This is a genomic window from Neobacillus sp. S1227 (assembly GCF_055385255.1).
This window is the reverse complement of sequence record NZ_AP038276.1, coordinates 4,288,353-4,314,579: the sequence shown is the minus strand read 5'-3', so window position 1 is coordinate 4,314,579 and position 26,227 is coordinate 4,288,353. Positions and strand designations below refer to the sequence as shown.

At 40.1% G+C, this 26,227-nt stretch carries 29 protein-coding genes; 24 read left to right on the top strand and 5 right to left on the bottom strand.

Annotation, left to right across the window (positions count from 1 at the left end; all coding sequences use genetic code 11):
- Positions 1-525: 525 nt before the first annotated feature.
- Positions 526-783, bottom strand: a complete 258-nt coding sequence (locus ACZ5AE_RS21700) for a DUF2624 domain-containing protein (protein WP_423799111.1) — start codon at positions 781-783, stop codon at positions 526-528.
- 180 nt (positions 784-963) lie between these two features.
- Here ACZ5AE_RS21700 and ACZ5AE_RS21695 point away from each other — a divergent pair, with 180 nt between their 5' ends.
- The 3 genes from ACZ5AE_RS21695 to ACZ5AE_RS21685 are packed head-to-tail and all read left to right on the top strand — an operon-like array spanning position 964 to position 3,003.
- Positions 964-1,731: a metal ABC transporter ATP-binding protein gene (locus ACZ5AE_RS21695; protein WP_464566626.1), complete on the top strand. Its 768-nt coding sequence runs from the start codon at positions 964-966 to the stop codon at positions 1,729-1,731.
- Position 1,732: 1 nt separating this feature from the next.
- Positions 1,733-2,566, top strand: a complete 834-nt coding sequence (locus ACZ5AE_RS21690) for a metal ABC transporter permease (protein WP_464566625.1) — start codon at positions 1,733-1,735, stop codon at positions 2,564-2,566.
- Between the two features lie 23 nt (positions 2,567-2,589).
- Positions 2,590-3,003 carry a Fur family transcriptional regulator gene (locus ACZ5AE_RS21685; RefSeq protein ID WP_464573702.1) on the top strand — a complete coding sequence of 138 codons (414 nt, stop codon included), beginning with the start codon at positions 2,590-2,592 and terminating at the stop codon, positions 3,001-3,003.
- A gap of 54 nt (positions 3,004-3,057) precedes the next feature.
- On the opposite strand, the gene ACZ5AE_RS21680 is transcribed toward ACZ5AE_RS21685, so the two are convergent.
- Positions 3,058-3,660 carry a 5' nucleotidase, NT5C type gene (locus tag ACZ5AE_RS21680; protein WP_464566624.1) on the bottom strand — a complete coding sequence of 201 codons (603 nt, stop codon included), beginning with the start codon at positions 3,658-3,660 and terminating at the stop codon, positions 3,058-3,060.
- A gap of 371 nt (positions 3,661-4,031) precedes the next feature.
- On the opposite strand from ACZ5AE_RS21680, the gene ACZ5AE_RS21675 reads away from it, so the two are divergent.
- Positions 4,032-4,391: a DUF4190 domain-containing protein gene (locus ACZ5AE_RS21675; RefSeq protein ID WP_464573701.1), complete on the top strand. Its 360-nt coding sequence runs from the start codon at positions 4,032-4,034 to the stop codon at positions 4,389-4,391.
- A 53-nt stretch (positions 4,392-4,444) separates the two neighbouring features.
- Here the strand turns inward: ACZ5AE_RS21675 and ispG are convergent, their stop codons facing one another.
- The 3 genes from ispG to ACZ5AE_RS21660 all read right to left on the bottom strand — a co-directional run bounded on the left by ispG (position 4,445) and on the right by ACZ5AE_RS21660 (position 6,858).
- Positions 4,445-5,545, bottom strand: a complete 1,101-nt coding sequence (ispG, locus tag ACZ5AE_RS21670; RefSeq protein ID WP_464573700.1) for a flavodoxin-dependent (E)-4-hydroxy-3-methylbut-2-enyl-diphosphate synthase — start codon at positions 5,543-5,545, stop codon at positions 4,445-4,447.
- A 115-nt stretch (positions 5,546-5,660) separates the two neighbouring features.
- Positions 5,661-5,990, bottom strand: coding sequence for a hypothetical protein (locus tag ACZ5AE_RS21665; protein ID WP_464566623.1), 330 nt, complete (start codon positions 5,988-5,990; stop codon positions 5,661-5,663).
- A 94-nt stretch (positions 5,991-6,084) separates the two neighbouring features.
- On the bottom strand, positions 6,085-6,858 hold the full coding sequence (locus tag ACZ5AE_RS21660) for a DUF1189 domain-containing protein (RefSeq protein ID WP_464566622.1): 774 nt from the start codon (positions 6,856-6,858) through the stop codon (positions 6,085-6,087).
- A gap of 413 nt (positions 6,859-7,271) precedes the next feature.
- On the opposite strand from ACZ5AE_RS21660, the gene ACZ5AE_RS21655 reads away from it, so the two are divergent.
- From ACZ5AE_RS21655 to ACZ5AE_RS21560, 20 genes are all read left to right on the top strand, one after another.
- On the top strand, positions 7,272-7,880 hold the full coding sequence (locus ACZ5AE_RS21655; RefSeq protein WP_464566621.1) for a superoxide dismutase: 609 nt from the start codon (positions 7,272-7,274) through the stop codon (positions 7,878-7,880).
- A gap of 114 nt (positions 7,881-7,994) precedes the next feature.
- Positions 7,995-9,212: an MFS transporter gene (locus tag ACZ5AE_RS21650; protein WP_464566620.1), complete on the top strand. Its 1,218-nt coding sequence runs from the start codon at positions 7,995-7,997 to the stop codon at positions 9,210-9,212.
- A 304-nt stretch (positions 9,213-9,516) separates the two neighbouring features.
- On the top strand, positions 9,517-11,577 hold the full coding sequence (locus ACZ5AE_RS21645; protein WP_464573699.1) for a peptidoglycan D,D-transpeptidase FtsI family protein: 2,061 nt from the start codon (positions 9,517-9,519) through the stop codon (positions 11,575-11,577).
- Between the two features lie 191 nt (positions 11,578-11,768).
- Positions 11,769-12,677 carry a phosphate ABC transporter substrate-binding protein gene (locus tag ACZ5AE_RS21640; RefSeq protein ID WP_464566619.1) on the top strand — a complete coding sequence of 303 codons (909 nt, stop codon included), beginning with the start codon at positions 11,769-11,771 and terminating at the stop codon, positions 12,675-12,677.
- Between the two features lie 323 nt (positions 12,678-13,000).
- Positions 13,001-13,924 (top strand): phosphate ABC transporter permease subunit PstC, encoded by a 924-nt coding sequence (gene pstC, locus ACZ5AE_RS21635; RefSeq protein WP_464566618.1) that lies wholly within the window; start codon positions 13,001-13,003, stop codon positions 13,922-13,924.
- Positions 13,921-14,808: a phosphate ABC transporter permease PstA gene (gene pstA / locus ACZ5AE_RS21630; RefSeq protein ID WP_464566617.1), complete on the top strand. Its 888-nt coding sequence runs from the start codon at positions 13,921-13,923 to the stop codon at positions 14,806-14,808. Before pstC ends, pstA begins: the two co-directional genes overlap by 4 nt.
- Positions 14,809-14,822: 14 nt before the next feature.
- Positions 14,823-15,644: a phosphate ABC transporter ATP-binding protein PstB gene (gene pstB / locus ACZ5AE_RS21625; RefSeq protein ID WP_464566616.1), complete on the top strand. Its 822-nt coding sequence runs from the start codon at positions 14,823-14,825 to the stop codon at positions 15,642-15,644.
- 11 nt (positions 15,645-15,655) lie between these two features.
- Positions 15,656-16,429, top strand: a complete 774-nt coding sequence (pstB, locus tag ACZ5AE_RS21620; protein ID WP_464566615.1) for a phosphate ABC transporter ATP-binding protein PstB — start codon at positions 15,656-15,658, stop codon at positions 16,427-16,429.
- A gap of 13 nt (positions 16,430-16,442) precedes the next feature.
- Positions 16,443-17,102, top strand: coding sequence for a phosphate signaling complex protein PhoU (phoU, locus tag ACZ5AE_RS21615; RefSeq protein ID WP_464566614.1), 660 nt, complete (start codon positions 16,443-16,445; stop codon positions 17,100-17,102).
- A gap of 256 nt (positions 17,103-17,358) precedes the next feature.
- Complete coding sequence (locus ACZ5AE_RS21610; RefSeq protein ID WP_464566613.1) at positions 17,359-18,045, top strand: DUF4912 domain-containing protein; 687 nt, start codon at positions 17,359-17,361, stop codon at positions 18,043-18,045.
- Positions 18,038-19,282, top strand: coding sequence for a glycosyltransferase family 4 protein (locus tag ACZ5AE_RS21605; RefSeq protein ID WP_464566612.1), 1,245 nt, complete (start codon positions 18,038-18,040; stop codon positions 19,280-19,282). Before ACZ5AE_RS21610 ends, ACZ5AE_RS21605 begins: the two co-directional genes overlap by 8 nt.
- A gap of 15 nt (positions 19,283-19,297) precedes the next feature.
- Positions 19,298-19,918 carry a hypothetical protein gene (locus ACZ5AE_RS21600; protein ID WP_464566611.1) on the top strand — a complete coding sequence of 207 codons (621 nt, stop codon included), beginning with the start codon at positions 19,298-19,300 and terminating at the stop codon, positions 19,916-19,918.
- A 139-nt stretch (positions 19,919-20,057) separates the two neighbouring features.
- A complete protein-coding gene (rpmG, locus tag ACZ5AE_RS21595) occupies positions 20,058-20,207 on the top strand; it encodes a 50S ribosomal protein L33 (RefSeq protein WP_082692947.1) in 150 nt (49 codons plus the stop codon).
- A gap of 58 nt (positions 20,208-20,265) precedes the next feature.
- Positions 20,266-20,832: a 5-formyltetrahydrofolate cyclo-ligase gene (locus tag ACZ5AE_RS21590; RefSeq protein WP_464566610.1), complete on the top strand. Its 567-nt coding sequence runs from the start codon at positions 20,266-20,268 to the stop codon at positions 20,830-20,832.
- Positions 20,829-21,611 carry a DUF92 domain-containing protein gene (locus tag ACZ5AE_RS21585; protein ID WP_464566609.1) on the top strand — a complete coding sequence of 261 codons (783 nt, stop codon included), beginning with the start codon at positions 20,829-20,831 and terminating at the stop codon, positions 21,609-21,611. Before ACZ5AE_RS21590 ends, ACZ5AE_RS21585 begins: the two co-directional genes overlap by 4 nt.
- Before the next feature lie 28 nt (positions 21,612-21,639).
- Entirely contained in the window at positions 21,640-22,596 is a 957-nt protein-coding gene (locus ACZ5AE_RS21580; RefSeq protein ID WP_464566608.1) for an L-lactate dehydrogenase, read from the top strand.
- Between the two features lie 92 nt (positions 22,597-22,688).
- On the top strand, positions 22,689-22,883 hold the full coding sequence (locus tag ACZ5AE_RS21575; protein ID WP_464566607.1) for a hypothetical protein: 195 nt from the start codon (positions 22,689-22,691) through the stop codon (positions 22,881-22,883).
- A gap of 564 nt (positions 22,884-23,447) precedes the next feature.
- On the top strand, positions 23,448-24,830 hold the full coding sequence (locus ACZ5AE_RS21570) for a rhomboid family intramembrane serine protease (RefSeq protein ID WP_464566606.1): 1,383 nt from the start codon (positions 23,448-23,450) through the stop codon (positions 24,828-24,830).
- Between the two features lie 67 nt (positions 24,831-24,897).
- Positions 24,898-25,107 carry a YqgQ family protein gene (locus ACZ5AE_RS21565; RefSeq protein ID WP_464573698.1) on the top strand — a complete coding sequence of 70 codons (210 nt, stop codon included), beginning with the start codon at positions 24,898-24,900 and terminating at the stop codon, positions 25,105-25,107.
- 9 nt (positions 25,108-25,116) lie between these two features.
- Complete coding sequence (locus ACZ5AE_RS21560; protein WP_464566605.1) at positions 25,117-26,115, top strand: ROK family glucokinase; 999 nt, start codon at positions 25,117-25,119, stop codon at positions 26,113-26,115.
- The last annotated feature ends 112 nt before the right edge of the window (positions 26,116-26,227 follow it).

Genomic DNA, 26,227 nt, shown 5'->3' with positions numbered 1-26,227 from the left:
CATAACCTTTCACAACACACATCACAGTATATTGCACAGTCCATAAGGCTTTGAGATGAAAATATCTCTAAGTCTTATTTTCTTTATTGGACTAAAGCAACCGTAAGTTGTATAAGTTCATTAGACAGAGTTTGATAAATAAGGGGAGAAAATTCCCTTAATTAGCAATTAAGATCAAGAATAACTTAAATAAGCGGAGAAATTTCCCCTATTGACTCAAAAAACTTCAGTATTGGGGATTGTGTTTTGTTTAAGCGAAAAATCTTCCCTTATTTACGCCGGAATGAGCCCTATTCTACATTTAGCGGAAAAATTTTCGCTTATTTTATTACCACTAGTTACTCAATTAAGGATAAGACTTCTTAAGTTTCAAAAAAATCAAGTGAACCTCGTTTAGATGCGAAGTGTGTTGTGCTGTGTGGTTTAATAATTGCACCCCAATATATTTACATTACTATAACAAACAAAATAAAAGGCTATCGAAAGTTTTTCGACAGCCAGTGCTGTGCAGATCCGCAATGTTTTTCATTTTTTTACTAATTCTGCAAAAAGTTTATTGACCTCCCGGGCTGTTTGAGGGCCGGCAGCTTTGGCAATTTCTCTAACCAATTGAGCACGCTGCAGGTCATCAAAAATATTAATGTTTTTTCCTCTTAAGTACTCGGCTATTTTTTTTGCCTGACTGCGGGTTATAGCTATATTAAATTGGTTTGCATATTTTAGCAGTTCATCGGCAGTGATGGTATTTATTTTATGATTGATGATACTTTCAAAAATCTTCACCTTAATCACTCCTCCATGCTAATTTATGAAAAAGCGGCTGGAGTGTGACAGTGGCTTATAGAGGCGGAAAAATAAGCACATTCGTGAATTGCTGTGCTTTACAAACACAAAATAACTATTGTATACTACATTAAGTTAAATCGGAATGATTCTTAAAATTAAAGAGAGTGTGCAAAATTTATGCAATCAATTATTGATATTAAACAGCTGTCCTATCGATATGAAAAGGACATCGTTCTTGAAAACATCAATTTATCCGTAGAAAAGGGTGCGTTTCTCGCCATAGTCGGCCCCAACGGATCTGGAAAATCAACACTATTAAAGTTAGTTTTGGGATTGTTAAAGTTGCAAAGGGGAGAAATTTACCTGTTTGGCCAAGAAATTAATAAATTTAAAAATTGGGACAAAATCGGCTACGTTTCTCAAAAGGCCAACTCCTTTAACACGGGTTTCCCGGCGACCGTATATGAGGTAGTGGCAAGCGGGTTAACTAAAAAGCTGGGACTGTTGTCCTTTTTCAAAAAGGAGCACTCGGAAAAAGTCTTAGCCTCATTGGATGCAGTAGGGATGAAAAAATTTAAAGACCGAAATATTGGAGAGCTTTCAGGCGGGCAGCAGCAGCGGGTATTCATTGCCAGAGCCTTGGTGAGTGAGCCGGAGCTGTTAATTCTTGACGAACCAACCGTCGGGGTTGATGCAGAGAACATTAAGGCTTTTTATGAAATGCTTGATGTGTTAAATAAAAATAAGGCGATTACACTGGTGATGGTCACACATGACATCGGGACCGTTTCTGATAAGGTATCCCATGTAGCCTGTTTAAATAAGCATTTGCATTTTCACGGACTGACAAATGAATTTGAACAGATGAGAATGGAAGACCTGTCATCATTCTATGGACATGATGTGCAATTGCTGACTCATCATCATGAACACGGAGGCATGTAGTATGATTCAAGGGATTTTACATTATGAATTTTTACAAAACGCCTTCTTTACTGGAATGTTAATTGGCATTCTGGCTCCATTATTAGGAGTATTTATTGTAGTAAGAAGATTGTCTTTGATTGCCGATGCGCTTAGCCATGTAACTTTGGCAGGGATTGCGGCAAGTCTGTTGCTTGAGCGCTATGCAGCCGCTCTTACAGGGTTGAATCCATTGTATATGGGCATGGTTTTTTCGGTTGGCGGGGCCTTATTCATTGAAAAGTTAAGAGGAGTCTACAAGCATTATCAAGAGCTTGCGATTCCGATTATTCTTTCTGGAGGAATTGGGCTGGGGGTCATATTTATATCTCTTGCCAAAGGCTTTAATACAGATTTGTTCAGTTATTTATTTGGTAGTGTATCAGCTGTCAACCGTACCGACCTTTGGGTAATCCTGGTAATCAGTATTGCAGTGGTGCTGGCTGTAGTTCTATTGTATAAAGAGCTGTTTTTATTGTCTTTTGATGAGGAATACGCCAAGGCATCTGGTATCGCAGCAAAAAGTATCCATTTCATTTTCATTATTTTAGTCGCGCTGGTCATAGCAGCTTCAATGAGAATTGTCGGAATCCTGTTGGTTTCTTCGTTAATGACACTTCCTGTTGCAGCAAGTATACGAATTGCCAAAGGGTTTAGGCAGGCTATTATTTTATCGGTTATCTTCGGCGAGGCTTCAGTGCTTGGCGGGCTGAGTCTTGCTTATTATTTGGACTTAGCTCCAGGCGGAACAATTGTTATGCTCTCTGTTTTGATATTAATATTGGCGATATATTTTAAAAAAATCTTGGTGAAATAAAGCAAAAGCGAGGTGTGTAAATGATGAATGTACAAGAAGCACTTCAATATTTAAAGGAAAATGGCTTTAAGCAGACAGGAAAAAGGGAAGACATGCTTCAATTATTTGCTGAAAGCGATAAATATTTAACAGCAAAGGATGTTTTAGATCTATTGAAGGATGATTATCCTGGCTTAAGTTTTGATACTATTTACCGTAACCTTTCCCTTTTTGTTAACATGGGAATACTAGAGATGACAGAGTTGTCAGGTGAAAAACATTTTCGCTTTTCATGCTCGCAAACCCATCATCACCACCATTTTATTTGCTTAAGCTGCGGCAAGTCTAAGGAAATTGAGACATGTCCGATGGAGGGCTTAAGTGCAAATTTAAAAGGCTACGACATCTCCGGGCATAAATTCGAAATATATGGGCGCTGTCCCGATTGTATACAATAAAAAGGCTGTCCTATTAAGCGGCGTGACCGCTCATTTGGGACAGCCTTTTTATTATTATTTTATTGACCCAGCCATTTCTCTAATATTTTCCTGTTTATTGAGCCAGTTCTCCACCCAAATGGCTGCTTCCGTCCAGTTATTTACTCGGATGACACCTTGGGGAATGGGTTCCTGATTATACGGAGTATCAAATAAAATGACCGGAATTCCACATTCTTCATGAAGAGCAACGGCGTTGTCGTGTTTATCTTCAAAAAAGAGATCTACTTTCAGATTTTTAGCCGTTTCTACCTTGTCATGAGAGCCAATCAGTTCGATGTGATGGAAGGTTAATCCATGCGCCGAAAACCAATTTTCGGTCACTTCGAGCAGATGCGGTCCTCTAGCACTAATAAAAAACAATTCATGTTCATTTTTCCATTTATTTAAGACCGGCTTTACTCCTTTAGCAAGTGGAGATCTTTCATATATAATTGGTTCATTTTCGGAAAACCAATGGGCAAATACTTTCTCATCCACATTCACAAAAGGAGTTAAATCGTATTGAGTGATGTCCTCATAGGCAATGTTCATCCCGAATGCCTCGTTTATAAAAGGCAATAACGATGTGGGGCAGCTAACTGTTCCATCAATATCAATTCCAAATCTTTTTTTCATTTTTAAATTCACCTTCAGTAGTTTCCTCTGTTCTATTTTTATTTTACCAAAGACCGTGAACTGTTGGGCATGAAATTTTTTGCGGAATATGAAAGAACCAACTAGTTAAGACAAACATTGTCATAGTAAAAAGGCTTTAATGACAAACAATAATAAATGCTCCTACATTGAAAGTGAGGGATTAAAGGATGGCAGATGAACGCGACACGAAGGTGCAAGAAGCTCTTCGTGGCCCGATTATCGGTGAAGATATACCAAATTCTCCATCGGATTATCGTGAGGCCACAACTTCCGAAATCGCAACACCTGTAACAACCCAAGCTTCCAAATTTGATGAAGAAACGGCAGAGGAATTTGGAGTGTCTGCCCCAATGAGGGTATCATTAAAGAAAGATGATCCGCCAATTGGAGCATCAGTGCCAATCCGCTCTTCCTATAATGAAGAAACTGCTGCCGAAATCGCGGCCCCTGTACCTGTTTTAAGTGGCAGGGAAAAAGGCAATATAGATGATAATGGTCGTGAACGTGCGGTCGGTGGTGCCGGACTTGGAACTGTCGCTTTGGTCCTTTCCATTTTATCTTTGTTCGTAATGCCAATCCTGTTTGGTGCAGCAGGGATTATTTTGGGGTTTGTTGCTAGGCGCCGCGGCTCCGAAGGGCTTGGAGCGTGGGCTATTGGGATTGGAGCGGTATCGATTATCATCGGAATCTTTATTCTTCCGTTCTTTTAACATAGGAGCAAAAAAAGAGGCTGTCTTTCGGGACGGCCTCTTGTAGCGTTTACCTATTTGCTTACCTTTTCTTCTGCTTCCTTCTTACGGAAATATTCTTCGGCAATCTGGTCAATTTCCTTTTTTAGTTCTTCGACCATTTGTGATTCTGGAACCTTCCGGACAATCTCACCTTTTCTAAACAAAAGACCTTCACCACGGGCACCGGCAATTCCGATGTCTGCCTCACGAGCCTCACCGGGACCATTAACCGCACAGCCTAGAACTGAAACCTTGATAGGTGCTTTTATATGGGAGATATATTCCTCTACCTCATTGGCGATGCTAATCAGGTCTATTTCAATGCGGCCGCAGGTAGGGCAGGAAATTAAGGTAGCAGCGTTGGAGGAAAGGTGAAATACCTTCAAAAGCTCACGGGCCACTTTAACCTCTTCAACTGGGTCGGCACTTAATGAAACCCTTACTGTATTACCAATACCTTTGCTGATGATTGCACCTAATCCGGCTGCGCTTTTAATCGTTCCTGAGAAAAGCGTTCCAGATTCTGTTATTCCAAGATGCAAAGGATAATCGAAGGTGCGCGCCGCTTTTTCATAAGCTTCAATAGCAAGATTGACATCAGAAGCCTTCATCGAAACGATAATATCGTAGAAGTCCAAGTCCTCTAAAATTTTGATATGATGCAGGGCGCTTTCAACCATGCCATCAGCAGTTGGGTAGCCGTATTTATCAAGAATTCGTTTTTCCAATGACCCTGCATTTACACCGATCCGGATTGGAATTCCTTTATCTTTAGCGGCTTTTACGACGGCTTCAACCTTTTCTTTTCTGCCGATGTTTCCAGGATTGATCCTGATTTTATCAGCGCCGCCTTCAATTGCCTTTAGTGCCAATTTATAATCGAAGTGGATATCAACAACAAGTGGAATGTTGATTCTTTTTTTGATCTCAGGAATGGCATTTGCAGCCCTTTCGTCTGGGCATGCAACCCGGACAATTTGGCAGCCTGCTTCCTCAAGACGTTTGATTTCGGCAACGGTAGCCTCCACATCATGGGTTTTAGTGGTTGTCATACTTTGAATAATGATTTCATCATTCCCGCCGATGGTTAAATTGCCAACCTTTATCGGCCGTGTTTTCGTGCGATGTATAATTTCACTCACGTGGAATTCGCTCCTTTAGTTGGATTCGAATATAGGATTAAAAACAATTCACCTTTTATTGTATCAGCCTGCATCTGATTTTGACAAGATTAAGGATTATCCCTGCTTAGTTTGAGTAATCCGGAAAATGATATGTAGAACCGATTTGGATTTTTTCGGGTGACTTCCCGGGATTTAATGCCTGAAAATCTTCTACTAAGTCAGAAATAGATACAGGAAGAGATTTTCCTAATTGGTGCTCGACAATGGAAATAACAGTTTCACCTGGTCTTACCTTTTCTGTAAATGAAGGGATGTCAGTAGCAGGTTTTGCATTATGATTAACATTTGCTTCTGCCTGAATGTTTGCTGTAGAAGGCAAAGTGCCGACAGTTAAGTCAAAGTAAATCACATATATGACTAAAATGGCAATTATAACACCAATTAATTTTTTCATTGGACAGCCTCCAAACAAAAGTTTCTACAAACCTATGCTTGTCCAACTTTAAATAGAACTCATAAATGAAAAAAGCATCCGTTGAACGGATGCTTTAGCTACTTTTTTTGGGTTTTGGGATTTCATTTATTGCCAAATATAAAACAATGATAACAACAAACCAATTGATCCAAAAGCTGTTTGGTACGGCTGTTTTCAGTGCGGCCATTATCGTAAAAAATAATGTCGGTAATGTTTCACTGTATGCGGCCATTCTCCATAAATGCCGATAGGTAAGCTTTCTTCCAGCGAGATTTTTTAACACAAGTCCGATTAAGGCAAGAACAGAAACTTCAATGAAACTAGCGGCACTTGAAAACAAATAGATGAATAAGGAGACAATCGGGATAATAATGCCCTTTAACCCACTAATAGAGTCAGTAAAATCAACGAGATCTTTCTTTGAAAGTTTCAACCCTTCCATCATGGAATAGGGGTATGTATCGATTTGACCACCTGCCGTCATAACAAACTCATCTTTTAACAAGGCGAACGTATTTCCTTGATCGCCTGCATCTTGACTAGAAACGGCACCAGTAGGGTCCAAAATAATCGTAAAATCATTCTTTTTAATTGTTACAGGGACCTTAGTATCTGCCTCTAATTGGCCGTTTTTTATTGTAAAATCAGGAGCCTCCTCTTCCAGGAAGGTTTTGGCAGAATCCAATCCAGTTGTTAACGCCGTACTGAAATAAACAATCGATGGAAGGACAGATATAAATGTCAATAAGAAAACAAAGAGAATAGTCTTTCCAATACCTTGGAAACGGAATAAGGCTATATCCTTCGGCGAGTAGATACTTTTAAATAATTGCTTGAAAATATTCATATTAACCACCTCATATAGATTCACCATTCTATTGTAGCTTTTGAAGCTATGATAGACAAGAACAAGGTAGTTATCAGTTTAAAAGGAATAAAAATCAACTAGTCAATATGTGTATTTACAAAATATGCAAAAAAAAAGCAGCTTTGGCATCAATTGTTGACAGCAAACAGATTGCATGATTCATGACAATTTATCGAAAAGTGGATTGTTGTGAAAGCTAAATGTAAAAAAGCTGCATAAACCGCTGAAAAATGGATATTTTATATATGGTGGTTTAAGCAAATTATTTGATACTTGCCACCCAACTTTGGTAATCTAAAATCACAAAGCTTTGGAAATATTTTAAAATTCTTTGCGATGAATTTTAGTGTGCCAAGGCCTTTAAAAAATAAGTACATAGGGAGGAATTTTTCATGGCATTTGAATTACCAAAATTACCTTACGCGGAAGATGCACTTGAGCCACATTTCGATAAGGAAACTATGAACATTCACCACACAAGACATCACAACACTTATGTGACTAACTTAAACAACGCTTTAGCAGGCAACGAAGAATTGCTGTCTAAGTCCGTTGAAGAAGTTATCTCAAACTTGGATGCTGTTCCAGAAGCAGCACGTACTGCTGTTCGTAACAACGGTGGCGGACATGCGAACCACTCTTTATTCTGGCAAATTCTTTCTCCAAATGGCGGCGGTGCTCCAAGCGGAGAATTAGCTGATGCAATCAACAGCAAATTTGGCAGCTTTGAAGCGTTCAAAGAAGAATTTGCAAAAGCAGCAACTACTCGCTTTGGCTCTGGCTGGGCATGGCTATCCGTTAATAACGGCGAATTAGAAGTATCCAGCACACCTAACCAAGACTCCCCATTGATGGAAGGCAAAACTCCAATCCTTGGCCTGGATGTTTGGGAGCATGCTTACTATCTAAAATACCAAAACAAGCGTCCAGACTACATCGCTTCATTCTGGAACGTAGTTAACTGGGACGAAGTTTCAAAGCGTTACAGCGCAGCTAAATAATTAATGTCTATAAAAAAGGCAGCTCTTTTGTAGCTGTCTTTTTTCATGCCCAAATTTGAATAAGAACTTGCTGCTTGTTAAAGACTACCTTTTAAGACAAAGGGGAGTTTTTTTATGGCAAAAAAATTTAAGTTTTTAGGGGATGTTGAATTAACGAAGGATTTAACCCTTTTACTGATTATTGGCGGCTTATATTCCTTAAGCGTTGCCTTATCCAACACATTTGTGAATATTTATTTATGGAAGCAAACTGGCCAATACTCCGATCTCGCCCTGTATAACCTTTCTATCGTCGTTCTGCAGCCGCTTACATTTATCTTGGCAGGCCGATGGGCAAAGAAAATTGACCGCGTGATTGTTCTCCGGATTGGAGTTACTTTTTTAGCGCTCTTCTATTTGGCCGTCTTACTAACCGGGACTAAAGCTTCCACTTATTTGCTGCTCCTTGGGGGATTGTTGGGAGTAGGGTACGGCTTTTATTGGCTAGCCTACAATGTGCTGACGTTTGAAATCACCGAACCGGAAACAAGAGATTTTTTCAATGGTTTTTTGGGAATATTATCTTCCTTCGGCGGGATGATTGGTCCTATCGCAGCAGGGTTGATTATTACCCGATTCGAAAAGTTTACCGGCTATACGATTGTTTTCGGCTTGTCGTTAGGATTATTTGCCCTAGCGGTGTTGTTAAGCTTTTCTTTGAAACCTAGACCAGCGAAAGGGAGATATTGCTTCAAACGAATAATTGAAGAAAGAAAACAAAATGAAAATTGGCGTCTTGTCACGAACGCCCACTTTTTTCAGGGCCTCCGAGAAGGGACGTTTTTATTTGTCATCTCTGTCTTTGTGTATATTTCGACAGGCAGCGAAATGGCTTTGGGGACCTTTGGATTGCTAAATTCGGGAATCTCGTTTGTTGCTTATTTTCTTGCTTCTAGGCTGATTAAAAAAAGTTATCGAAAAAAGGCCATACTAATTGGCGGGTTAATGCTATATGCTGCAGTAATTCTGATAGCCTGGGAAGTAAACTACGCAAAGCTGTTAATTTATGCTGCTATGATCGCGATTGCCTACCCGCTTTTGCTCGTTCCGTATATGTCAACAACGTATGATGTGATTGGATCGGGCTGGAAGGCAGCGGAGATGCGGATTGAATATATTGTAGTAAGAGAAATTTTCTTAAATTTAGGCCGAATTGTTTCCGTCCTTGCCTTTCTTGCAGCAGTCACCTTATTTAATGAAGAAAAGAGCATTCCATATTTATTATTGATTTTGGGGGCAGGGCATACGCTGATTTATCTCTTTATCAAAAGGGTCCGACTGCCAGCTGTATAACGGCGATGAGTGAGAATTTGCTCATCGCTTTTTTATTTTGATTGTCTGACTGAAGTTCCTAGGGGGCTCGCAGGTCTCACAGCCAATCAGTCAAGATGGCTAAAAAACAGCATTCTCACCGGCTCGTCTGCAACCTTGTACCCCTGGTCAAGGACATTCAGCTTTTCTTTTAAAAAATGGTAAGTCTTCTCCATAGAAAAAAACTACACTTTCTTATACAATTAATTAGGTTATTGACTTAGGGAGGTGCGTTTTGACCTTGAAGAAGAAAAAGAAGAAGCCGGCGGTTCCTTTTCGCTTAAACATGCTTTTCTTTGTGGTCTTTTTGCTTTTTTCCATCCTTGTTTTAAGGCTTGGGGAATTACAAATTGTATTCGGAGAAGATTTTAAAAGGGAAATTGAACGAACAGACAATATTACCGTTTCAAATCCCGTACCTAGAGGGAAAATGTATGACCGAAACGGGAACGTTATTGTTGATAATTCACCGCTAAATGCGATCACGTATACTAAATATCAAAATACAACACCGGAGGAAATGCTGGAAACAGCAAGAAAATTAGCAAAATTAATTACTATGGATACCTCGAAGGTCCGTGAACGGGATAAAAAAGATTTTTGGATCTTAATTCATCCGGACATGGCAAAAGAAAAAATCACTGATAAAGAATGGACCGAATTTAAAGACAAAAAGCTGGATGATAAAGATATTTATAAACTACAGCTTAAAAGAATTTCTGACGAGGACTTGAACAGTCTGAGCCCGGATGAGTTAGAAACACTTGCAATCTATAGGGAATTTAATAGCGGCTATGCTATGACACCACAAATCGTTAAAAATAAAGATGTAACTCCGGAGGAATTTGCTGCAGTTAGTGAAAATCTGGAAAATCTTCCGGGGATTGATACAACAACAGACTGGGCAAGAAATTATGTCTTTGGTGATACCCTGAAATCTATTTTAGGGGATGTGTCATCTTCAGATTCGGGGCTGCCGAAGGAGCAGCTCGAAAAATATCTCGCCAAGGACTACAGTCGAAATGACCGGGTAGGAAAAAGTTATCTTGAATTAAAATATGAAGATGTCCTGCATGGGGAAAAGGCAAAGGTAAAAAATGAAACCGACAAGTCAGGAAATATTTTATCTTCCGAGGTCATATCGGAAGGCAATCGCGGTAAAGATCTTGTCTTAACCATTGACATGGATCTTCAGGCTCAAGTGGATAAAATTATTGAAGAAGAAATCTGGAATGCAAAAAAGAGCGGGAATACAGCGCTCATGGATCGGGCATTTGTTGTCATGATGAACCCAAAAACAGGTGAAATTCTGGCTTTGTCGGGTAAGCAGCTTGTAAAGAATAAAGAAACAGGCAAACTGGAAATGAGGGATTATGCCCAAGGTACCTTTACTTCTTCATATAACGTAGGATCAGCTGTTAAAGGTGCGACCGTTCTGACAGGATATCAGACCGGTGCTATTAAACCAGGAACTGTTCTGGTTGATGAACCTTTATTAATCGCACACACGAAAGAAAAATCCTCTTGGAAAACCTTTGGGGCTATTAATGATCTGAGAGCATTGCAGGTTTCTTCCAACGTTTATATGTTTAAGACTGCCATTGCAATAGCAGGGGGACATTATGCTCCAAATAAACCACTGCCAATTGATACGAATGCTTTTAATACGATGAGAAGATACTTCAGCCAATTTGGGCTTGGTGTTAGGACAGGAATCGATCTTCCAAATGAAATGACCGGTTTTCCGGGATCCGAGAAAACACCAGGATTACTGCTGGACTTTGCGATTGGTCAGTATGACACTTACACCCCGCTTCAGCTTGCACAGTATGTATCAACGATTGCTAATGGCGGTTACCGGGTTCAGCCTCATGTGGTGAGGGAAATTCGCGAACCAGAAATGGATACTAATGAATTAGGTCCGATTGTTGAAGAAATACAGCCTAAGGTATTAAATCGGATTGATATGAAAGATGAATGGGTCAAGCGGGTTCAAGAAGGATTCCGTATGGTCATGCAGGTTGGGGATGGTACTGGTGTTGGTTACTGGAAAAGTAAATCATATAGTCCAGCGGGCAAAACAGGGACAGCACAGGCCTTTTACGATGGCTCTGATAAATCGAAGCGCGGGACACCTGTTTGGAACTTAAGTCTCGTTAGCTTTGCGCCGTACGATAATCCCGAAATTGCAATGGCTGTAGTTGTACCATGGGCTTATGAAGGTAACAGCGGCAATACCATAAATCATGCAATAGGTACAAGGGCTATGGATGCTTATTTTAATTTGAAGAACTTACGCCAAACTGGAGCCGCTGCAGTCCAAAACAATGGACAAACTGAACAATAATCATGGTGAACACCTGTCTCTACTGAAGAGGCAGGTGTTTTTTTTTGCAAGATTGCTAGATTATGATTTACAAAAACTAAACACTCATTTACATAACCTTTACAAAACATTAAAACTCTATTTACAGTCATCCTTTATTCTTATCATTGTAAGGCAGAACAAACAGACAAACTCTTAGGGGGAATTAGTAAATGAAAAGTTTTAAAAAAATTAGCCTAATGATGTTAATTGCGGCTTTCATGATTATAGCGGTAGCATGTGGAAGTGATTCTTCTTCAGATAAAGATAGTGGTGGAGGGAAAGACTCTGGGGAACTATCAGGCTCAATTTCTGTTTCAGGGTCGTCAGCCATGCAGCCGCTACTTGCTGCTGCTGCTGAAGAATTTATGGCTGAAAATCCAAAGGTTGATATACAAGTTAATGCCGGCGGCTCTGGGACAGGCTTATCACAGGTTGCTGAAGGATCAGTTCAAATTGGTAACTCAGACGTTTTCGCTGAAGAAAAAGAAGGTATTCCTGCTGACGAACTTGTTGACCACAAAGTGGCTGTGGTCGGGATGACCGCTGCTGTAAACCCTAAAGTCGGAATTGATGATGTTAAAAAAGATGATTTAATCAAAGTATTTACCGGAAAAATTACAAACTGGAAAGAGCTTGGCGGTAAAGACCAAAAGATTGTTCTTGTAAACCGTCCTGATTCATCCGGAACTCGTGCAGTATTCAATCACTTTGCTCTTGATGGTGCTGCACCTGCAGAAGGAATTACCGAGGATTCTTCTAACACGGTTAAAAAGATTATCAATGAAACTGAAGGTGCAATTGGATACCTTGCATTCTCTTACTTCACTGACGATTCTGTAACACCGCTTTCGATTGATGGTGTGAAACCGACTGAAGAAAATGTACAATCCGGAAAATTCCCGGTTTGGGCATACCAGCATTCTTATACTAAGGGTGAAGCAGAAGGTTTAACAAAAGCATTCTTGGATTATTTAATGTCAGATGATATTCAAAACACTCTTTTAAAGGAACAAGGATATCTTCCTGTTACAAAAATGAAAGTAGAACGCGATGCCGAGGGAAATCAAAAAAATATCTAATCGAAACATCTAGAATGAACTGTTGAAAAATAAAGGCTCTTTTCTCAGAGATTGTTGCTTTTAACTATATTGAAAACACCGAGTGGATTGGAGCGAAAGGCGCTTGACTCCTGCGGGAAATAGAGGAAAGGTCGAGACCCCGCAGACGGAACGTCGAGGAGGCTCGACTTCCTCCCCGCGGGTTTGCTGAGCGCCTGTAGCGGAAAGGAACGGACAGTGTTATTCCCAAAAACAAAAAACTTTACGAAAAGAGCCAAAATAAAAGAGGGTAAATGCAGAGAGTTTACCCTCTTATGACGTATTCAAGAGGAGTTTGGTTTAATATGGAAAAACTTCTTCCCGCAAAAGATAGATTGCTAAAATCAAAGAGAAGCAGGCCCGATGGGGAATTTAGAGGGAAATCAATTGTCATTTTGTGTGCCATTATCATGATAACGGCTGCGATTGCGATTACGATCTTCCTTGGAACAAAAGGCATGCAATCTTTTACGAAGAATGGGATTAGCATAGTCGAGTTCTTAACAAGCACTAACTGGAATCCAACTGATAAAGCGAGCCCAATGTATGGAGTTCTTCCATTTATTTTCGGATCCTTTGCCGTTACCTTTCTCGCCGCACTTGTTGCCGCACCATTAGGGATTGGCGGAGCGATTTTTATGACAGAAATTGCCCCGTCTTGGGGAAGAAAAATTCTCCAGCCGATCGTGGAACTATTAGTAGGTATTCCTTCTGTTGTTTATGGATTTATTGGTTTATCTGTTTTGGTCCCGTTTGTAAGGGATAATGTCGGGGGGCTTGGTTTTAGTTTACTGTCAGGGACAATTGTCCTTTCCGTTATGATATTACCGACGATTACAACGATTGCAACGGATGCGATGAGTTCACTTCCGAATCATCTTCGTGAAGGGTCCTATGCTCTAGGTGCCACAAGATGGCAGACGATTCGAAAAGTGCTGGTACCTGCTGCTATGCCTTCTTTGCTTACGGCTATCATTCTTGGTATGGCAAGGGCATTTGGTGAAGCATTGGCTGTTCAGATGGTCATCGGTAACGTGAGAGATTTGCCATCAAGTATTTTGGAAGCATCTGCGACTTTAACGACGATTATTACATTAAATATGGGGCATACAACTTATGGCAGCGTGGAAAATAACACGCTTTGGTCGATGGGCCTTATCTTATTAATTATGTCGTTTGCCTTCATTCTCCTCATTCGTTATCTATCATCAAGGAGGAAGTTCCGATGAATAGTAAAGCAGCCGATCGAATTGCAACATGGGTTTTCGTAGCGATTGCCATTACGATCGTGACGATTCTGGCAGGATTGTTTTTCTATATTTTCGTCAATGGATTTAAACATATTTCGCTTGAATTTTTGACATCCCCCTCCAGTAATGTCCGTGCTGGCGGAGGGATTCGCGATCAATTATTTAATTCATTTTATATTTTGTTCATCACGATGCTGATTACCGTTCCGATTGGAATTGGCGGCGGCGTCTATATGGCAGAGTATGCGAAACCGGGTAAAGTAACCGACTTAATCCGAACCTGTATAGAGGTGTTATCGTCATTGCCTTCCATTGTTATTGGCATGTTTGGATTATTGATTTTTGTAAACACAACTGGCTGGGGTTATACCATTTTAGGCGGAGCATTGGCACTTACAATCTTTAATCTTCCGACAATAGTACGTACAACCGAGGATGCCATCCGAGCAGTCCCTCGTGATTTAAAAGAAGCCAGCCTTGCTCTAGGTGTTACCCATTGGCATACGATTAAAACGGTTATTTTGCCAGCGGCATTTCCATCAATCTTAACTGGCGCCATCCTGGCTGCAGGCAGGGTATTTGGTGAAGCCGCCGCATTATTATTTACTGCCGGTCTTTCAACACCAAGACTTGATTATACAAACTGGAATCCTTTTTCTGAACAATCACCACTGAATATTTTCCGCCCTGCCGAGACATTGGCGGTTCATATATGGTCTGTAAATACGCAAGGATTAATTCCTGATGTCGATGAAGTGGCCAGCGGTTCTTCTGCCGTTCTTGTCCTTTCAGTATTGATCTTTAATCTATTGGCACGTTGGATTGGAAGTTTGATTCACAAACGGGCAACAGCAACTAAATAAAGAGGTGGAGTCGAATGTTGACAGCGATAAAGGAGAGAACGAATGTGGAATTACCTTTTCAACCAACGAGTAAATTCCAGCCTGAAACTATTTTAGCTGTGAAGAATTTGGGGGTTTTTTATGGAGAAAAAAGAGCGGTAAACGGTATTTCGTTGGATATAGACAAAAATTCTGTGACTGCCCTAATCGGTCCATCAGGCTGCGGGAAATCAACGTTTTTGAGGAGTATCAACCGTATGAATGATTTAATCCCCGGGGCAAAAGCAGAAGGTGAGATTATCTATGAAGATCTCAATATATTATCTGATGACATCAATGTAGTAGCCTTAAGAAAGGAAATTGGAATGGTGTTTCAAAAGCCAAATCCTTTTCCAAAATCCATTTATGAAAATATTACCCATGGCTTAAAATTTGCTGGGATTAGGAAGAAAAGCAAACTTGATGAAATTGTCGAAGAGAGTTTACGAAAAGCAGCACTATGGGATGAGGTGAAGGATAGGCTTCATAAATCAGCCCTCTCGCTTTCAGGCGGGCAGCAGCAGCGCCTTTGCATTGCCAGAACGATTGCGATGAAACCGACAGTCATCCTGCTCGATGAGCCTTCTTCAGCACTTGACCCAATTTCAAATGCCAAGGTTGAAGACTTAATTGTCGATTTAAAGAGGGACTACTCGATCTTAATTGTTACCCATAATATGCAGCAGGCTTCCCGTATTTCGGATAAAACAGCTTTCTTCTTAAATGGTGATTTAATTGAATTCGACAGCACAGAAATGATTTTTACCAATCCATCAGTTAAAAAGACAGAAGAATACATTTCCGGCCGATTCGGATAAGGGGGAAAACCATGTCCATACAGACATTAACAAGAGATATCTTTGATGTAAAAGACCTAAATTTATGGTACGGTGAGCACCATGCCTTAAAAGGCATTGATTTTCCTATCCAGAAAAAGGAAGTAACCGCAATGATTGGTCCTTCGGGCTGCGGGAAATCAACTTTTCTTAAGACGCTTAACCTGATGAACAAAATGATACCGAGTGTAAAAATAACCGGAGAAGTGAACTTTGACGGTGAAAATATTTTAAATTCAAAAACAGACTTGGTGGAGCTGCGTAAACATGTTGGTATGGTCTTTCAAAAGGGAAATCCGTTTCCACAGTCTATTTACGATAATGTGGCATATGGGCCGAGAATTCATGGAATTAAGAGAAAAACACATCTTGATGAAATTGTCACGAATGCGTTAATCGATGTAGCCTTATGGGACGAAGTTAAGGATCGCTTGCATGCCCCTGCACTCGGTTTGTCGGGTGGACAGCAGCAGCGCCTGTGTATCGCCAGGGCTCTAGCAACAAAGCCAGATGTATTACTAATGGACGAACCAACTTCGGCGCTTGACCCGATTTCAACCTTAAAAATCGAGGAGTTAATCCTTGAGTTAAAAGAAAAGTATACCATTATCATCGTCACTCACAACATGCAGCAAGCTGCTCGTGTTTCGGACAAAACGGCCTTCTTTCTTATGGGGGAATTAATTGAGGCAGATTTAACACCAAACATTTTTTCAATGCCAAAAGATTCTAGAACGGAAGACTATATTACTGGACGATTTGGATAATGGGGTGAAAAGGATGAATACAAGGACTAATTTTGATAACAATTTAAAACATTTAAAAGAAATGCTTCTTAATATGGCCGGGAAATCAGAACAGGCCATTAAAGACGCCATGCTTGCTTTGCTAAATCAAGATCTTGAATTAGCAAACCGTGTCATTAACGGTGATAATGCCATTGATGACTTGGATCAGGAAATACATGAAAAAGCATTAATGTTGATTGCTACAGAATCACCGGTAGCAAAGGATTTAAGAAGAATTAACGTTGCTTTGAAGGTTTCCTCCGAGGTGGAGCGGATGGGGGATATGGCTGTCAATATTGCTAAGTCCGTTGTCCATATTGGTGATGAAAAGTATATTAAAGATCTCGTTGATATCCCGCAGATGATGGAAGCTGCCTTGGAGATGGTGACAGATTCGATAACCGCATTTTATACCGAGGATAACACGATTGCTCATAAATGTGCAGATAAAGACGATGCAGTCGACAATATGTTTGGGAACCTGGTTCATGAACTAATGACCTATATCCCACAAAATCCAAACTCGATGAACCAAATTATCCAATTGTCCTTTATTTGCCGGTTCATTGAAAGAATTGCCGACCACTCAACTAATATAGCTGAAAACGTTATTTACTTAGAAACTGGTAAACGTCTAAATTTAAATAAATAAAATAATCAAGGATGGGGCTTTAGGCTTCATCCTTGATTATTTTATTTTGTTGTCGATTTTTAATTGAAATTCGCATAATTAATAAGTTAATAAAAAATTCCAGCTGAAAAAACGCTTTACATATGGCTTAGGCAAAATACGACAAATTGCGTTCATTGTCTGACTCTCTTTCTGGTGTTACGATTAAATAAAAGACTGATAGGTATAAAATGTTATTTTAATGCATATATTGTTTGTTTGCAGAATGGAGGAACCCATGATTAATGAAATTATCGAATTAAGAAGAAAGGGACTTTCCTTTCGTAAGATTGCCGTTGTACTTAATACTACCGTTGGGAAAGTCCAATACAGCTGGAATAAATGGATGGAAAGCGAGAATCAAGATAATTGTGATAGTCACCATGTTCAAAATAACCTGAACCAGGATAAATCTTCGGTTACTTCTACTCCACAAACCTTTGTTCCTCTTAAGGGTGAGCTAACAGCCAAGCTTGTTACACCACAAAAAATGTTTCTCTATTGGGATCTTTCAGATACACCCAAAAAAATCGTACGTTTATATTTCAATCAACCTTTTGAGGAGTTAGTTACAGTATTAAGGGTTTACGATGTGAAAGATATCATTTTTAACGGAAAAAATGCTCACCATTACTATGAAATAAATGTTCCTTATCAGAACGGGTACTGGTTTGTTAAAGGATTAACAGGAAATAGAAGCTTTTTAGCGGAGTTAGGTGTGCTTTTACCTGGAACGGGATTTTTCCCTTTGTATAGGTCCAATTGTATTCAAACACCAGCTGCCGAAATACCGAGTGGGAATGAATTGTATCAAGATTTACTGCAATTTAAACGGTACGAGGACAGCCCTCCGAAGTGGCGAAGCCATGTTAGTACGTATAGTTATTATGAAGAATCAAGCAATTTGGAGAATAAAAATGCCTAACATACTTGTCCCTGAGGCTGACTTAAAGCAAAGTCCATTATCCGGAAGAAATTTAAAATTGCTGATGCTTTGCTGGGAGTATCCGCCTAATGTCGTTGGAGGCTTAGCAAGACATGTATACGGGTTATCGGTGCATTTAGCGAAAATGGGATACGAGGTTCATGTCATCACTGCCGGAGACAGTAAACTTCCGGACCATGAAATCGTGAACCAGGTAAACATACACCGTGTTTTCCCGATCAATAGACTAGACGAAAACTTCCTGTCATGGATTGGCGGACTTAATTTAGCAATGGCTTTTAGGGTCGAAAAATTGGCAGAAGAAGTCACTTTTGACTTAATCCATGCCCATGATTGGCTTGTTGGTGCCGCCGCCATTGCTTTGAAAGAGTTACTGGACATTCCGCTTTTAACGACCATTCATGCAACGGAGCATGGCCGGAATAATGGAATTTTTACAGAAACCCAAAGCTTTATCCATGAAAAAGAAGAGCAATTAATAAACGAATCCAATCAGCTTATCGTCTGCAGCAGTTACATGAAGGAGCACCTTGCCAGCGTTTTTCAGGCTGATGATAAAAAAGTAATCGTTATACCAAACGGAGTTGAAGAGCCGAGTTCAAATATTGCTGCCGGAGAGGCAATTCCTTGCCTGCAAGAAAAAAAATATATTTTTTCAATTGGCAGAATCGTAAAGGAAAAAGGGTTTGAAACGATTATTGAAGCGGCGGCAATTGCCAAGGAAAAGGGTTTGGATTACTTTTTTGTCGTTGCCGGAAAGGGGCCAATGCTCGATACCTACCGCCTGCAAGTTCAGGAAAGGCAATTGGCCGGCCAAATTGCTTTTGTCGGCTATATTACTGATGAACAGAGAAATGCGTTAATTGACAAATGTTCAATGGCTGTTATTCCTAGTTTGTACGAGCCGTTTGGAATTGTTGCCTTGGAAACAATGGTGCGTGGTAAACCAACTATTCTGTCCAATACCGGTGGCATGAAAAGGATTATCAGGCATTTGCAAACGGGTCTGTTGATGAATCCGGGGGATGTGGAAAGCATGCTTGAACAGATTAGCTATCTCACGGAAAATCCGGCCTTTGCCGAGGAAATCGGCTCTAAAGGCAAAGGAATTGTAAAAAGCTTATATGGCTGGAGCCGAATTGCTTCGGAGACTGGCAAAGTGATGGGAGATCTGGCACTACAGAAAAAAGTAAACGAAAATATGAAAAATAATTAAGTGAAAGGTTTAGTGATGATGGAATTAATCGAGTCCAAAAAAAGTAAACAGAATACAATCCGCCATGGTTTAATAGAGCAGCTGCAAATAGTACTCGGCATTTGGGTAAATGGAAAATACTGCTTTCTGCATAATAGTGCCGAAAAAGTCATCTATGAAGAAGGCTTAATTCTAAGGATTAAACCTGAGCCAATCCATTCTAAAATTCGCTTTTCCAGCGTTTATATTAGTAATCACAGCAATATCAAGAAGGACATTAAGGTCATTGTCATGCATCATTTTTCTAATGTTAACGCAGACAGCCTCACGTTTATTTCACCAGCAGAAAGCAAAATTTTTCATGTCCATGACCATAAGGTATTTCTCGTCAATGGGAATTTTAATGGAGCGGGTTTAGGTGAGTATACAACCATTCCACTTTGGAGTGCGTATACTGACCAAATTTGGAGTTCATTGGAGAATGGAGCCTTGAGATACCAGCCAATGGCAAAAGGACCGGCAGCGAGCATTTATGCCGTTAAAATGTGCCTTGGTTCTCGGGAAACCCAGAAAATGAATACCTGGACGATATCCGGTTCGGGTAAAAAGGAATTAATATTAATGGAGCAAGCACTTCTGAAAAGCATTAACATTTGACTTCAAAAATTGTCTAGCTCCAGCGCCTAGGGAAGCTTCCGCTTTTCTTTTAAAAAACCTACTAGCATTTCCAAACGAAAAATGATATTATAGAAAAGTCGTATGAACGAACAGCTTAATTGTTTGGAGGGAAATAGACATGCGTGTAAATATTACGTTAGCTTGCACTGAGTGTGGAGACCGTAACTATATTTCAAACAAAAATAAACGCAACAACCCAGATCGTCTTGAGCTTAAGAAATATTGCCCAAGAGAAAAGCGTACAACTGTACACCGCGAAACAAAATAAGCAGCAGGGCTTCCTGTTGCTTTTTTTGTTGCCTAAAAAGAAGGGGGGGCGCTCTAAAATGCACGATAAAAATTCAATTCGTCAACAGATGAAAGAATCGTTGTCAAAGCTCACAAAACCTATTTATGAGGATTACTCTTATAAAATTGCTAGCAGACTTTATGAAATGGATGATTGGAAGCAAGCACAAGTAATTGGCATTACCATCTCAAGGACACCTGAAGTAGATACATATCAAATTATTAGAAAAGCATGGGAATCAGGCAAGCAAGTTGTTGTTCCAAAATGTTATCCAAAGGAAAAAAGGTTATCTTTTCGAAGCTTAACTGAGTTTTCTCAGTTAGAATCCGTTTTCTATGGTTTGCTTGAGCCAAATGTAGAACAAACTACAGAAGTCAGTCCTGAAAAGATTGACCTTCTTATCGTACCGGGGCTTGCCTACACTCGTTCGGGATACCGCGTGGGCTTTGGCGGTGGATACTACGACCGGTTTTTATCAGGGTACTCCGGGAACACCTTATCCCTAGCATTCCAAGAGCAGTTGATTCCAGAATTTCCTGTTGAACAATATGATATCCCAGTAGCAAAAATTATTACAACAAATGAGGTTATCAAAACTGTATGATTTCAATCCTTATCATTGTTGTCCTCCTCGCAGGAGGCTTAGCTGGTTATAGAGAGAAATCGCTGACGGCCTCAGGCGCTATTGCAGCTGTTTTTGTCGGTCTTGCCATTTATGCTGGATTTGGGATCAAGGGGCTTGTTATTATAGGGGTGTTTTTTGTTTCCTCAAGTTTCTGGTCAAAATATAAAAGTTATGCCAAAAGAGAATTGGAAGAGAAATTAGCAAAAGGGTCTACAAGGGATTGGCGCCAGGTAATCGCAAATGGCGGCATCGCTGCATTATTTAGTATCTGCCATTATTTTCATCCAGGAGAAGGCTGGTTAATTGGTTTTATTGTTTCATTGGCTAGTTCCAATTCTGATACCTGGGCTTCTGAGATTGGCAGTTTAAGCAAGAAAGAGCCGATTTTTATTCGGACATTTAAGCGGGTTGATAAGGGCACCTCCGGGGCAGTCAGTTTACTTGGCAGTACGGCAGCACTAGCGGGGTCATTGATTATCGCATTGGTTTGTTTTTGGTTATTTCAGTTAAGTCTCGATCATGTATTGTTGGTATTTTTATTTGGCTATCTTGGGAATGTCATTGATACATTATTTGGTGCATTTTATCAACAGGCTTATGTCTGCCAGCAATGCGGAATAGAAACGGAAAAAAGAAACCATTGCAGTCTGCCGACTTCCCGCATTAAGGGCATTTCCTTGGTGGATAATGATATGGTCAATTTTCTATCTGGTTTGTTGGCAGCGGTTATAGCAATATTTGCAGCTCAAATGCTTTAATAATATTTTGTTTATTGGGGGATTTAGTTTGTTGAATCGTGTGAACAGGGTAGTCGTAATCGGAGCAGGGTTTGTGGGTTCAAGCTACGCCTTTGCTCTATTAAATCAAGGTATTACTGAAGAACTCGTTTTAATCGATTTAAATAAAGAAAAAGCCGAAGGAGATGCGATGGATTTAAATCACGGTCTCCCCTTTGCGCCGTCCCATACAAAAATATGGTATGGGGACTATTCTGAATGTGGTGAAGCGGACATCGTAGTTATTACAGCCGGTGCTAACCAAAAGCCAGGTGAAACCCGCCTTGATCTGGTTGAAAAAAACACGAAAATATTTAAAGGAATCGTTGAAGAAATAATGGCGAGCGGATTTAATGGGATTTTCCTTGTTGCTACTAATCCGGTAGACATCCTTACTTATGCTGTTTGGAAATTTTCCGGTTTTCCAAAAGAACGTGTAATTGGTTCGGGGACTATTCTAGATACGGCCCGGTTCCGTTTCTTACTTGGTGATTATTTTGATATTGATACACGTAATGTTCATGCCTATATCATTGGCGAACACGGGGATACTGAACTTCCAGTTTGGAGTAATGCCGATATTGCAGGAACAGCTATCTCAAAATGGGCAGAAAGCAAAGATAGTTTCCGACAGGAAGAACTTGATCAGATTTTTATGAATGTACGTGATGCTGCCTATCATATCATTGAGAAAAAAGGTGCCACTTATTACGGAATTGCTATGGGACTTGTGAGATTAACAAAGGCAATCTTGCAGAATGAAAATTCTGTTCTGACGGTTTCTGCTTATTTGGACGGGGAGTATGGACAAAAGGATCTATATATTGGCGTTCCTGCCGTTGTGAACAGGAATGGTGTAAGAGATATTGTAGAGCTTGAATTAAGCGAAGAGGAACAACGGAAATTTACTCATTCTGTCGATGTTTTAAAGAAGACAATGAATTCCGTATTTCATCTTGGTAAATAAACCTTCTTTTTTCCAGGTGAATTTTTATTTTTTCTGGAATGTTAGGATAATCCTTCAGTTAAAATCACAAAATAATGGCAGGAGGGATAAAAATGTCTCGAATGCTGACTTCTATTTTAATGATTGGTTCACTTGGTTATTTTGCGTATAGGTTTAGATACCGTATTATCAACACTCTCCTTTCTTCCGGTTGGTTGAGGAGAATTGCGGTTAGCTCAATGATGAGTCTGCCCGGAATAAAACGAAGAATGATGCAATCAGTATTTGGAGGACCATCTGAAGGGTGAAAACCGCAGATGGTTTTTTATTTAGGCTCTTTTCGTAAAGTTTGTTGTTTTTGGGAATAACACTGTCCGTTCCTTTCCACTACAGGCGCTTGCTTTCCGCGGGGAGGAAGTCGAGCCTCCTCGACGTTCCGTCTGCGGGGTCTCGACCTTTCCTCTATTTCCCGCAGGAGTCAAGCGCCTTTCGCTCCAATCCACTCGGTGTTTTCAATATAGTTAAAAGCAACAATCTCTGAGAAAAGAGCCTTTATTTATGACAAAAAATCAATATACCAGGATTTAGATCCAATTCAAGCGGTAAAGCCATTGTTTCGTTTATAATGAAAGAAACGAGGCAAAAATGAATACAAATATTCATAAAATTATTGATATGAAAGAAAGCAGGGGAGAGCCATTAATCGAGAGAGATATATTTTTTGGAGGCTTGTCTTTTCTTTTATTTCTGAACAAGACTATCGAATTATTCAATTATTTGAGAACCAAAAGGAAATATGGCTGGAAAAATTAGAAAACAAAAAAGCCCCAATCATTAGAGTCCTTCTTGAAAATCTTGATTGGAGCAATGCTATGCAAAGAGATATCGAGTTTGCGGCAGCCAATGGAGAAAGAGTCCGGAAACAGTTAGGGCGCCCTCAACTGGATATCGTTAATATCTATATCAGTGAATATCCGCCTGTCGATGAGTATGAATTTCGGCTGAGAAATCCCTACCTTTTTCCTGAAGGAAGTAAAACAACCGTCAGTTCTTTTCTATTAACGAAAGGGGAATGGGACACAGGATTGGAGGTTCTTTCAGATCGGCTGCAAAAAGACATCCATTTTGATATCCAAAACGATTATTCGGAAAATGATGTGGAAGATCTTAAAAGAGTAACCTTGGGGACGGCTGTAAATAAAGTAAAAAGGGAAAAGGATGTCCTATCTTATAGCAAGCCTTTCTTTACTTATTTGTTTATCGTAATTCAGCTGGTTGTTTTTGTGTGGCTGGAATTAAATGGGGGAAGTACAAATACTTCGACATTAATCAAATATGGGGCCAAAGTTAATCAGCTAATTTATGAAGGAGAATATTGGAGGTTCATAACACCTGTTTTTCTTCATATCGGTTTTTTGCATTTAGCGATGAATACCTTGGCATTGTATTATTTGGGCACGGCTGTCGAACAAATCTTCGGCAGATTCCGTTTTTTCCTTATATATTTATTCGCTGGTGTATCGGGCGTCATTGCGAGTCTTTTGTTTAGTACGCATTTATCAGCTGGAGCAAGCGGGGCCATCTTTGGGTGTTTTGGTGCCTTGCTTTATTTTGGCATGATGAACCCAAAATTATTTTTTCGAACGATGGGGCTAAATGTAATTGTTGTTCTCGCTATCAATCTTGTATTTGGATTTTCTGCATCTGGCATCGATAATGCCGGCCATTTAGGCGGTTTAGCCGGAGGATTTCTGGCTGCCGGTGTAGTCAATCTCCCGAAGCAATCAAAGCTTCTGGTTCAACTCATCTTTTTACTTATAAGTGCAGGTATTGTTTGGGGCTCCTTAAATTATGGATATAGTGCTGCAGGGCAAAAACAGGATGAAGATTCGCAAATCCTGCTGGCTCAGGAGTATATCAAACAAAATAATTACGATAAGGCCTATCATGTTTTAAAAAATTTTGAAGAACATTCAAAGTCCGAAACAGAGAAAACCTATTTTCTTTTATCCTACGTTGAAATAAAAAAGCAAATGCTTACAGACGCTAAAACCCATTTGCAGAAAGCGATTCGGCTTGATCCTAAATTACATCAAGCTTACTTTAATTTGGCGTTAATAAATCTTGAGGAAAATGATCTAAATGCGGCAAAAATCAATGCCCAAAAAGCAGTCAAGTTAAATCCAAACCAAAAAGAATATACAAATTTAGTTGATGAGATTAATCAACAGATAAAAACTACGGGCAGTGAATAGATTTGCCTTGAGGTCAAATTTGGCATAGGTTATACTTTTTGTTGACTAGCAATGAAGGAGATTCATGATGAAAACGGTTTATGAAATTCAACAATTTCTAAAAAGGTTTGGAACCATCATTTATATTGGCGACAGGGTGGCTGACCTTGAGCTGATGGAGGTTGAACTGAAAGAGCTGTATCAGTCACAGCTTATCGAGCCGAAAGAATATCAAACGGCCCTGTTAATCTTAAGACATGAAATCCAATTTATAAAAGAACAAGGCCAAAAGAAATAGGTGAGTATATTGTCAAAGAAATGGATAGCGGGAGTTGACCTAGGGGGGACAACGACGAAAATAGCTTTTATCACATTGGATGGCGACATTATTCATAAATGGGAAATCCCAACCGATAATTCTGATGAGGGCAAGTATATTACGAGTAATATTGCGAAATCGATAGAAGAACAACTACTTGAGCTTAATAAACCGAGAGATATGCTGGCAGGGGTTGGAATGGGCGCTCCAGGCCCTGTCGATTATGAAACAGGTGTAATCTTAAATACAGTTAACCTGGGCTGGAAGGATAATTTTCCGCTAAAGGATAGTCTGGAGAAAACAACATCACTTCCTGCTGCTGTTGAAAATGACGCAAACTGTGCAGCCTTGGGGGAAATGTGGAAGGGAGCCGGCAGTGGTGCTAAGAATCTGGTTTGTGTCACGCTGGGGACTGGAGTAGGCGGCGGTGTAATTTCAAACGGAAACATTGTTCAGGGAGTAAACGGGGCCGCAGGGGAAATTGGCCATATCACAGCTATTCCATTTGGCGGGGCACCTTGTAATTGCGGAAAAACGGGCTGCCTTGAGACTGTTGCTTCAGCAACGGGAATTGTGCGGCAGGCACTTGCAGGAGTTCAGAAGGATGGAGTTGAAGGTCCTTTAGCGGATGTTTATGTGAAAAATGGGAAGATAACAGCAAAGGATGTTTTTGATACAGCTAGAATGTGTGATAAACTGGCGCTTTCTATCCTTCGGGAGGCTTCCTTCCATTTAGGGCTTGCTTTAGCGAATATTGCTAATCTTCTAAATCCGGAGAAAATCGTTTTGGGCGGTGGAGTATCCAGAGCAGGAGAGATTTTGTTAGAGCCTGTTATTGAGAATTTCCGCCGGTTTGCTTTTACACCTGTGAGAGACTCCACCAAACTGGCAATCGCGAATTTAGGGAATGACGCTGGAGTGCTTGGAGCAGCCTGGCTAATTAGAAATAAATTAGAAAACGAGAAGGATACTTTGAATATACAATAAAGCCGAATATTCTATGCGGCTTTTTTAACGCATAAATTCAACTGCGCCTCTGTCTTCGTCCTAACGGACTCGCAATCGGTGAGTATTCATTTACTATTTTTGTCATGAAATT

Coding starts and splice junctions, on each gene's coding strand:
- ACZ5AE_RS21695 (WP_464566626.1), top strand. CDS start 964: ATGCAATCAATTATTGATATTAAACAGCTGTCCTATCGATATGAAAAG.
- ACZ5AE_RS21690 (WP_464566625.1), top strand. CDS start 1,733: ATGATTCAAGGGATTTTACATTATGAATTTTTACAAAACGCCTTCTTT.
- ACZ5AE_RS21685 (WP_464573702.1), top strand. CDS start 2,590: ATGAATGTACAAGAAGCACTTCAATATTTAAAGGAAAATGGCTTTAAG.
- ACZ5AE_RS21680 (WP_464566624.1), bottom strand. CDS start 3,660: ATGAAAAAAAGATTTGGAATTGATATTGATGGAACAGTTAGCTGCCCC.
- ACZ5AE_RS21675 (WP_464573701.1), top strand. CDS start 4,032: ATGAGGGTATCATTAAAGAAAGATGATCCGCCAATTGGAGCATCAGTG.
- ACZ5AE_RS21665 (WP_464566623.1), bottom strand. CDS start 5,990: ATGAAAAAATTAATTGGTGTTATAATTGCCATTTTAGTCATATATGTG.
- ACZ5AE_RS21660 (WP_464566622.1), bottom strand. CDS start 6,858: ATGAATATTTTCAAGCAATTATTTAAAAGTATCTACTCGCCGAAGGAT.
- ACZ5AE_RS21655 (WP_464566621.1), top strand. CDS start 7,272: ATGGCATTTGAATTACCAAAATTACCTTACGCGGAAGATGCACTTGAG.
- ACZ5AE_RS21650 (WP_464566620.1), top strand. CDS start 7,995: ATGGCAAAAAAATTTAAGTTTTTAGGGGATGTTGAATTAACGAAGGAT.
- ACZ5AE_RS21645 (WP_464573699.1), top strand. CDS start 9,517: ATGCTTTTCTTTGTGGTCTTTTTGCTTTTTTCCATCCTTGTTTTAAGG.
- ACZ5AE_RS21640 (WP_464566619.1), top strand. CDS start 11,769: ATGAAAAGTTTTAAAAAAATTAGCCTAATGATGTTAATTGCGGCTTTC.
- pstC (WP_464566618.1), top strand. CDS start 13,001: ATGGAAAAACTTCTTCCCGCAAAAGATAGATTGCTAAAATCAAAGAGA.
- pstA (WP_464566617.1), top strand. CDS start 13,921: ATGAATAGTAAAGCAGCCGATCGAATTGCAACATGGGTTTTCGTAGCG.
- pstB (WP_464566616.1), top strand. CDS start 14,823: ATGTTGACAGCGATAAAGGAGAGAACGAATGTGGAATTACCTTTTCAA.
- pstB (WP_464566615.1), top strand. CDS start 15,656: ATGTCCATACAGACATTAACAAGAGATATCTTTGATGTAAAAGACCTA.
- phoU (WP_464566614.1), top strand. CDS start 16,443: ATGAATACAAGGACTAATTTTGATAACAATTTAAAACATTTAAAAGAA.
- ACZ5AE_RS21610 (WP_464566613.1), top strand. CDS start 17,359: ATGATTAATGAAATTATCGAATTAAGAAGAAAGGGACTTTCCTTTCGT.
- ACZ5AE_RS21605 (WP_464566612.1), top strand. CDS start 18,038: ATGCCTAACATACTTGTCCCTGAGGCTGACTTAAAGCAAAGTCCATTA.
- ACZ5AE_RS21600 (WP_464566611.1), top strand. CDS start 19,298: ATGATGGAATTAATCGAGTCCAAAAAAAGTAAACAGAATACAATCCGC.
- rpmG (WP_082692947.1), top strand. CDS start 20,058: ATGCGTGTAAATATTACGTTAGCTTGCACTGAGTGTGGAGACCGTAAC.
- ACZ5AE_RS21590 (WP_464566610.1), top strand. CDS start 20,266: ATGCACGATAAAAATTCAATTCGTCAACAGATGAAAGAATCGTTGTCA.
- ACZ5AE_RS21585 (WP_464566609.1), top strand. CDS start 20,829: ATGATTTCAATCCTTATCATTGTTGTCCTCCTCGCAGGAGGCTTAGCT.
- ACZ5AE_RS21575 (WP_464566607.1), top strand. CDS start 22,689: ATGTCTCGAATGCTGACTTCTATTTTAATGATTGGTTCACTTGGTTAT.
- ACZ5AE_RS21570 (WP_464566606.1), top strand. CDS start 23,448: ATGCAAAGAGATATCGAGTTTGCGGCAGCCAATGGAGAAAGAGTCCGG.
- ACZ5AE_RS21565 (WP_464573698.1), top strand. CDS start 24,898: ATGAAAACGGTTTATGAAATTCAACAATTTCTAAAAAGGTTTGGAACC.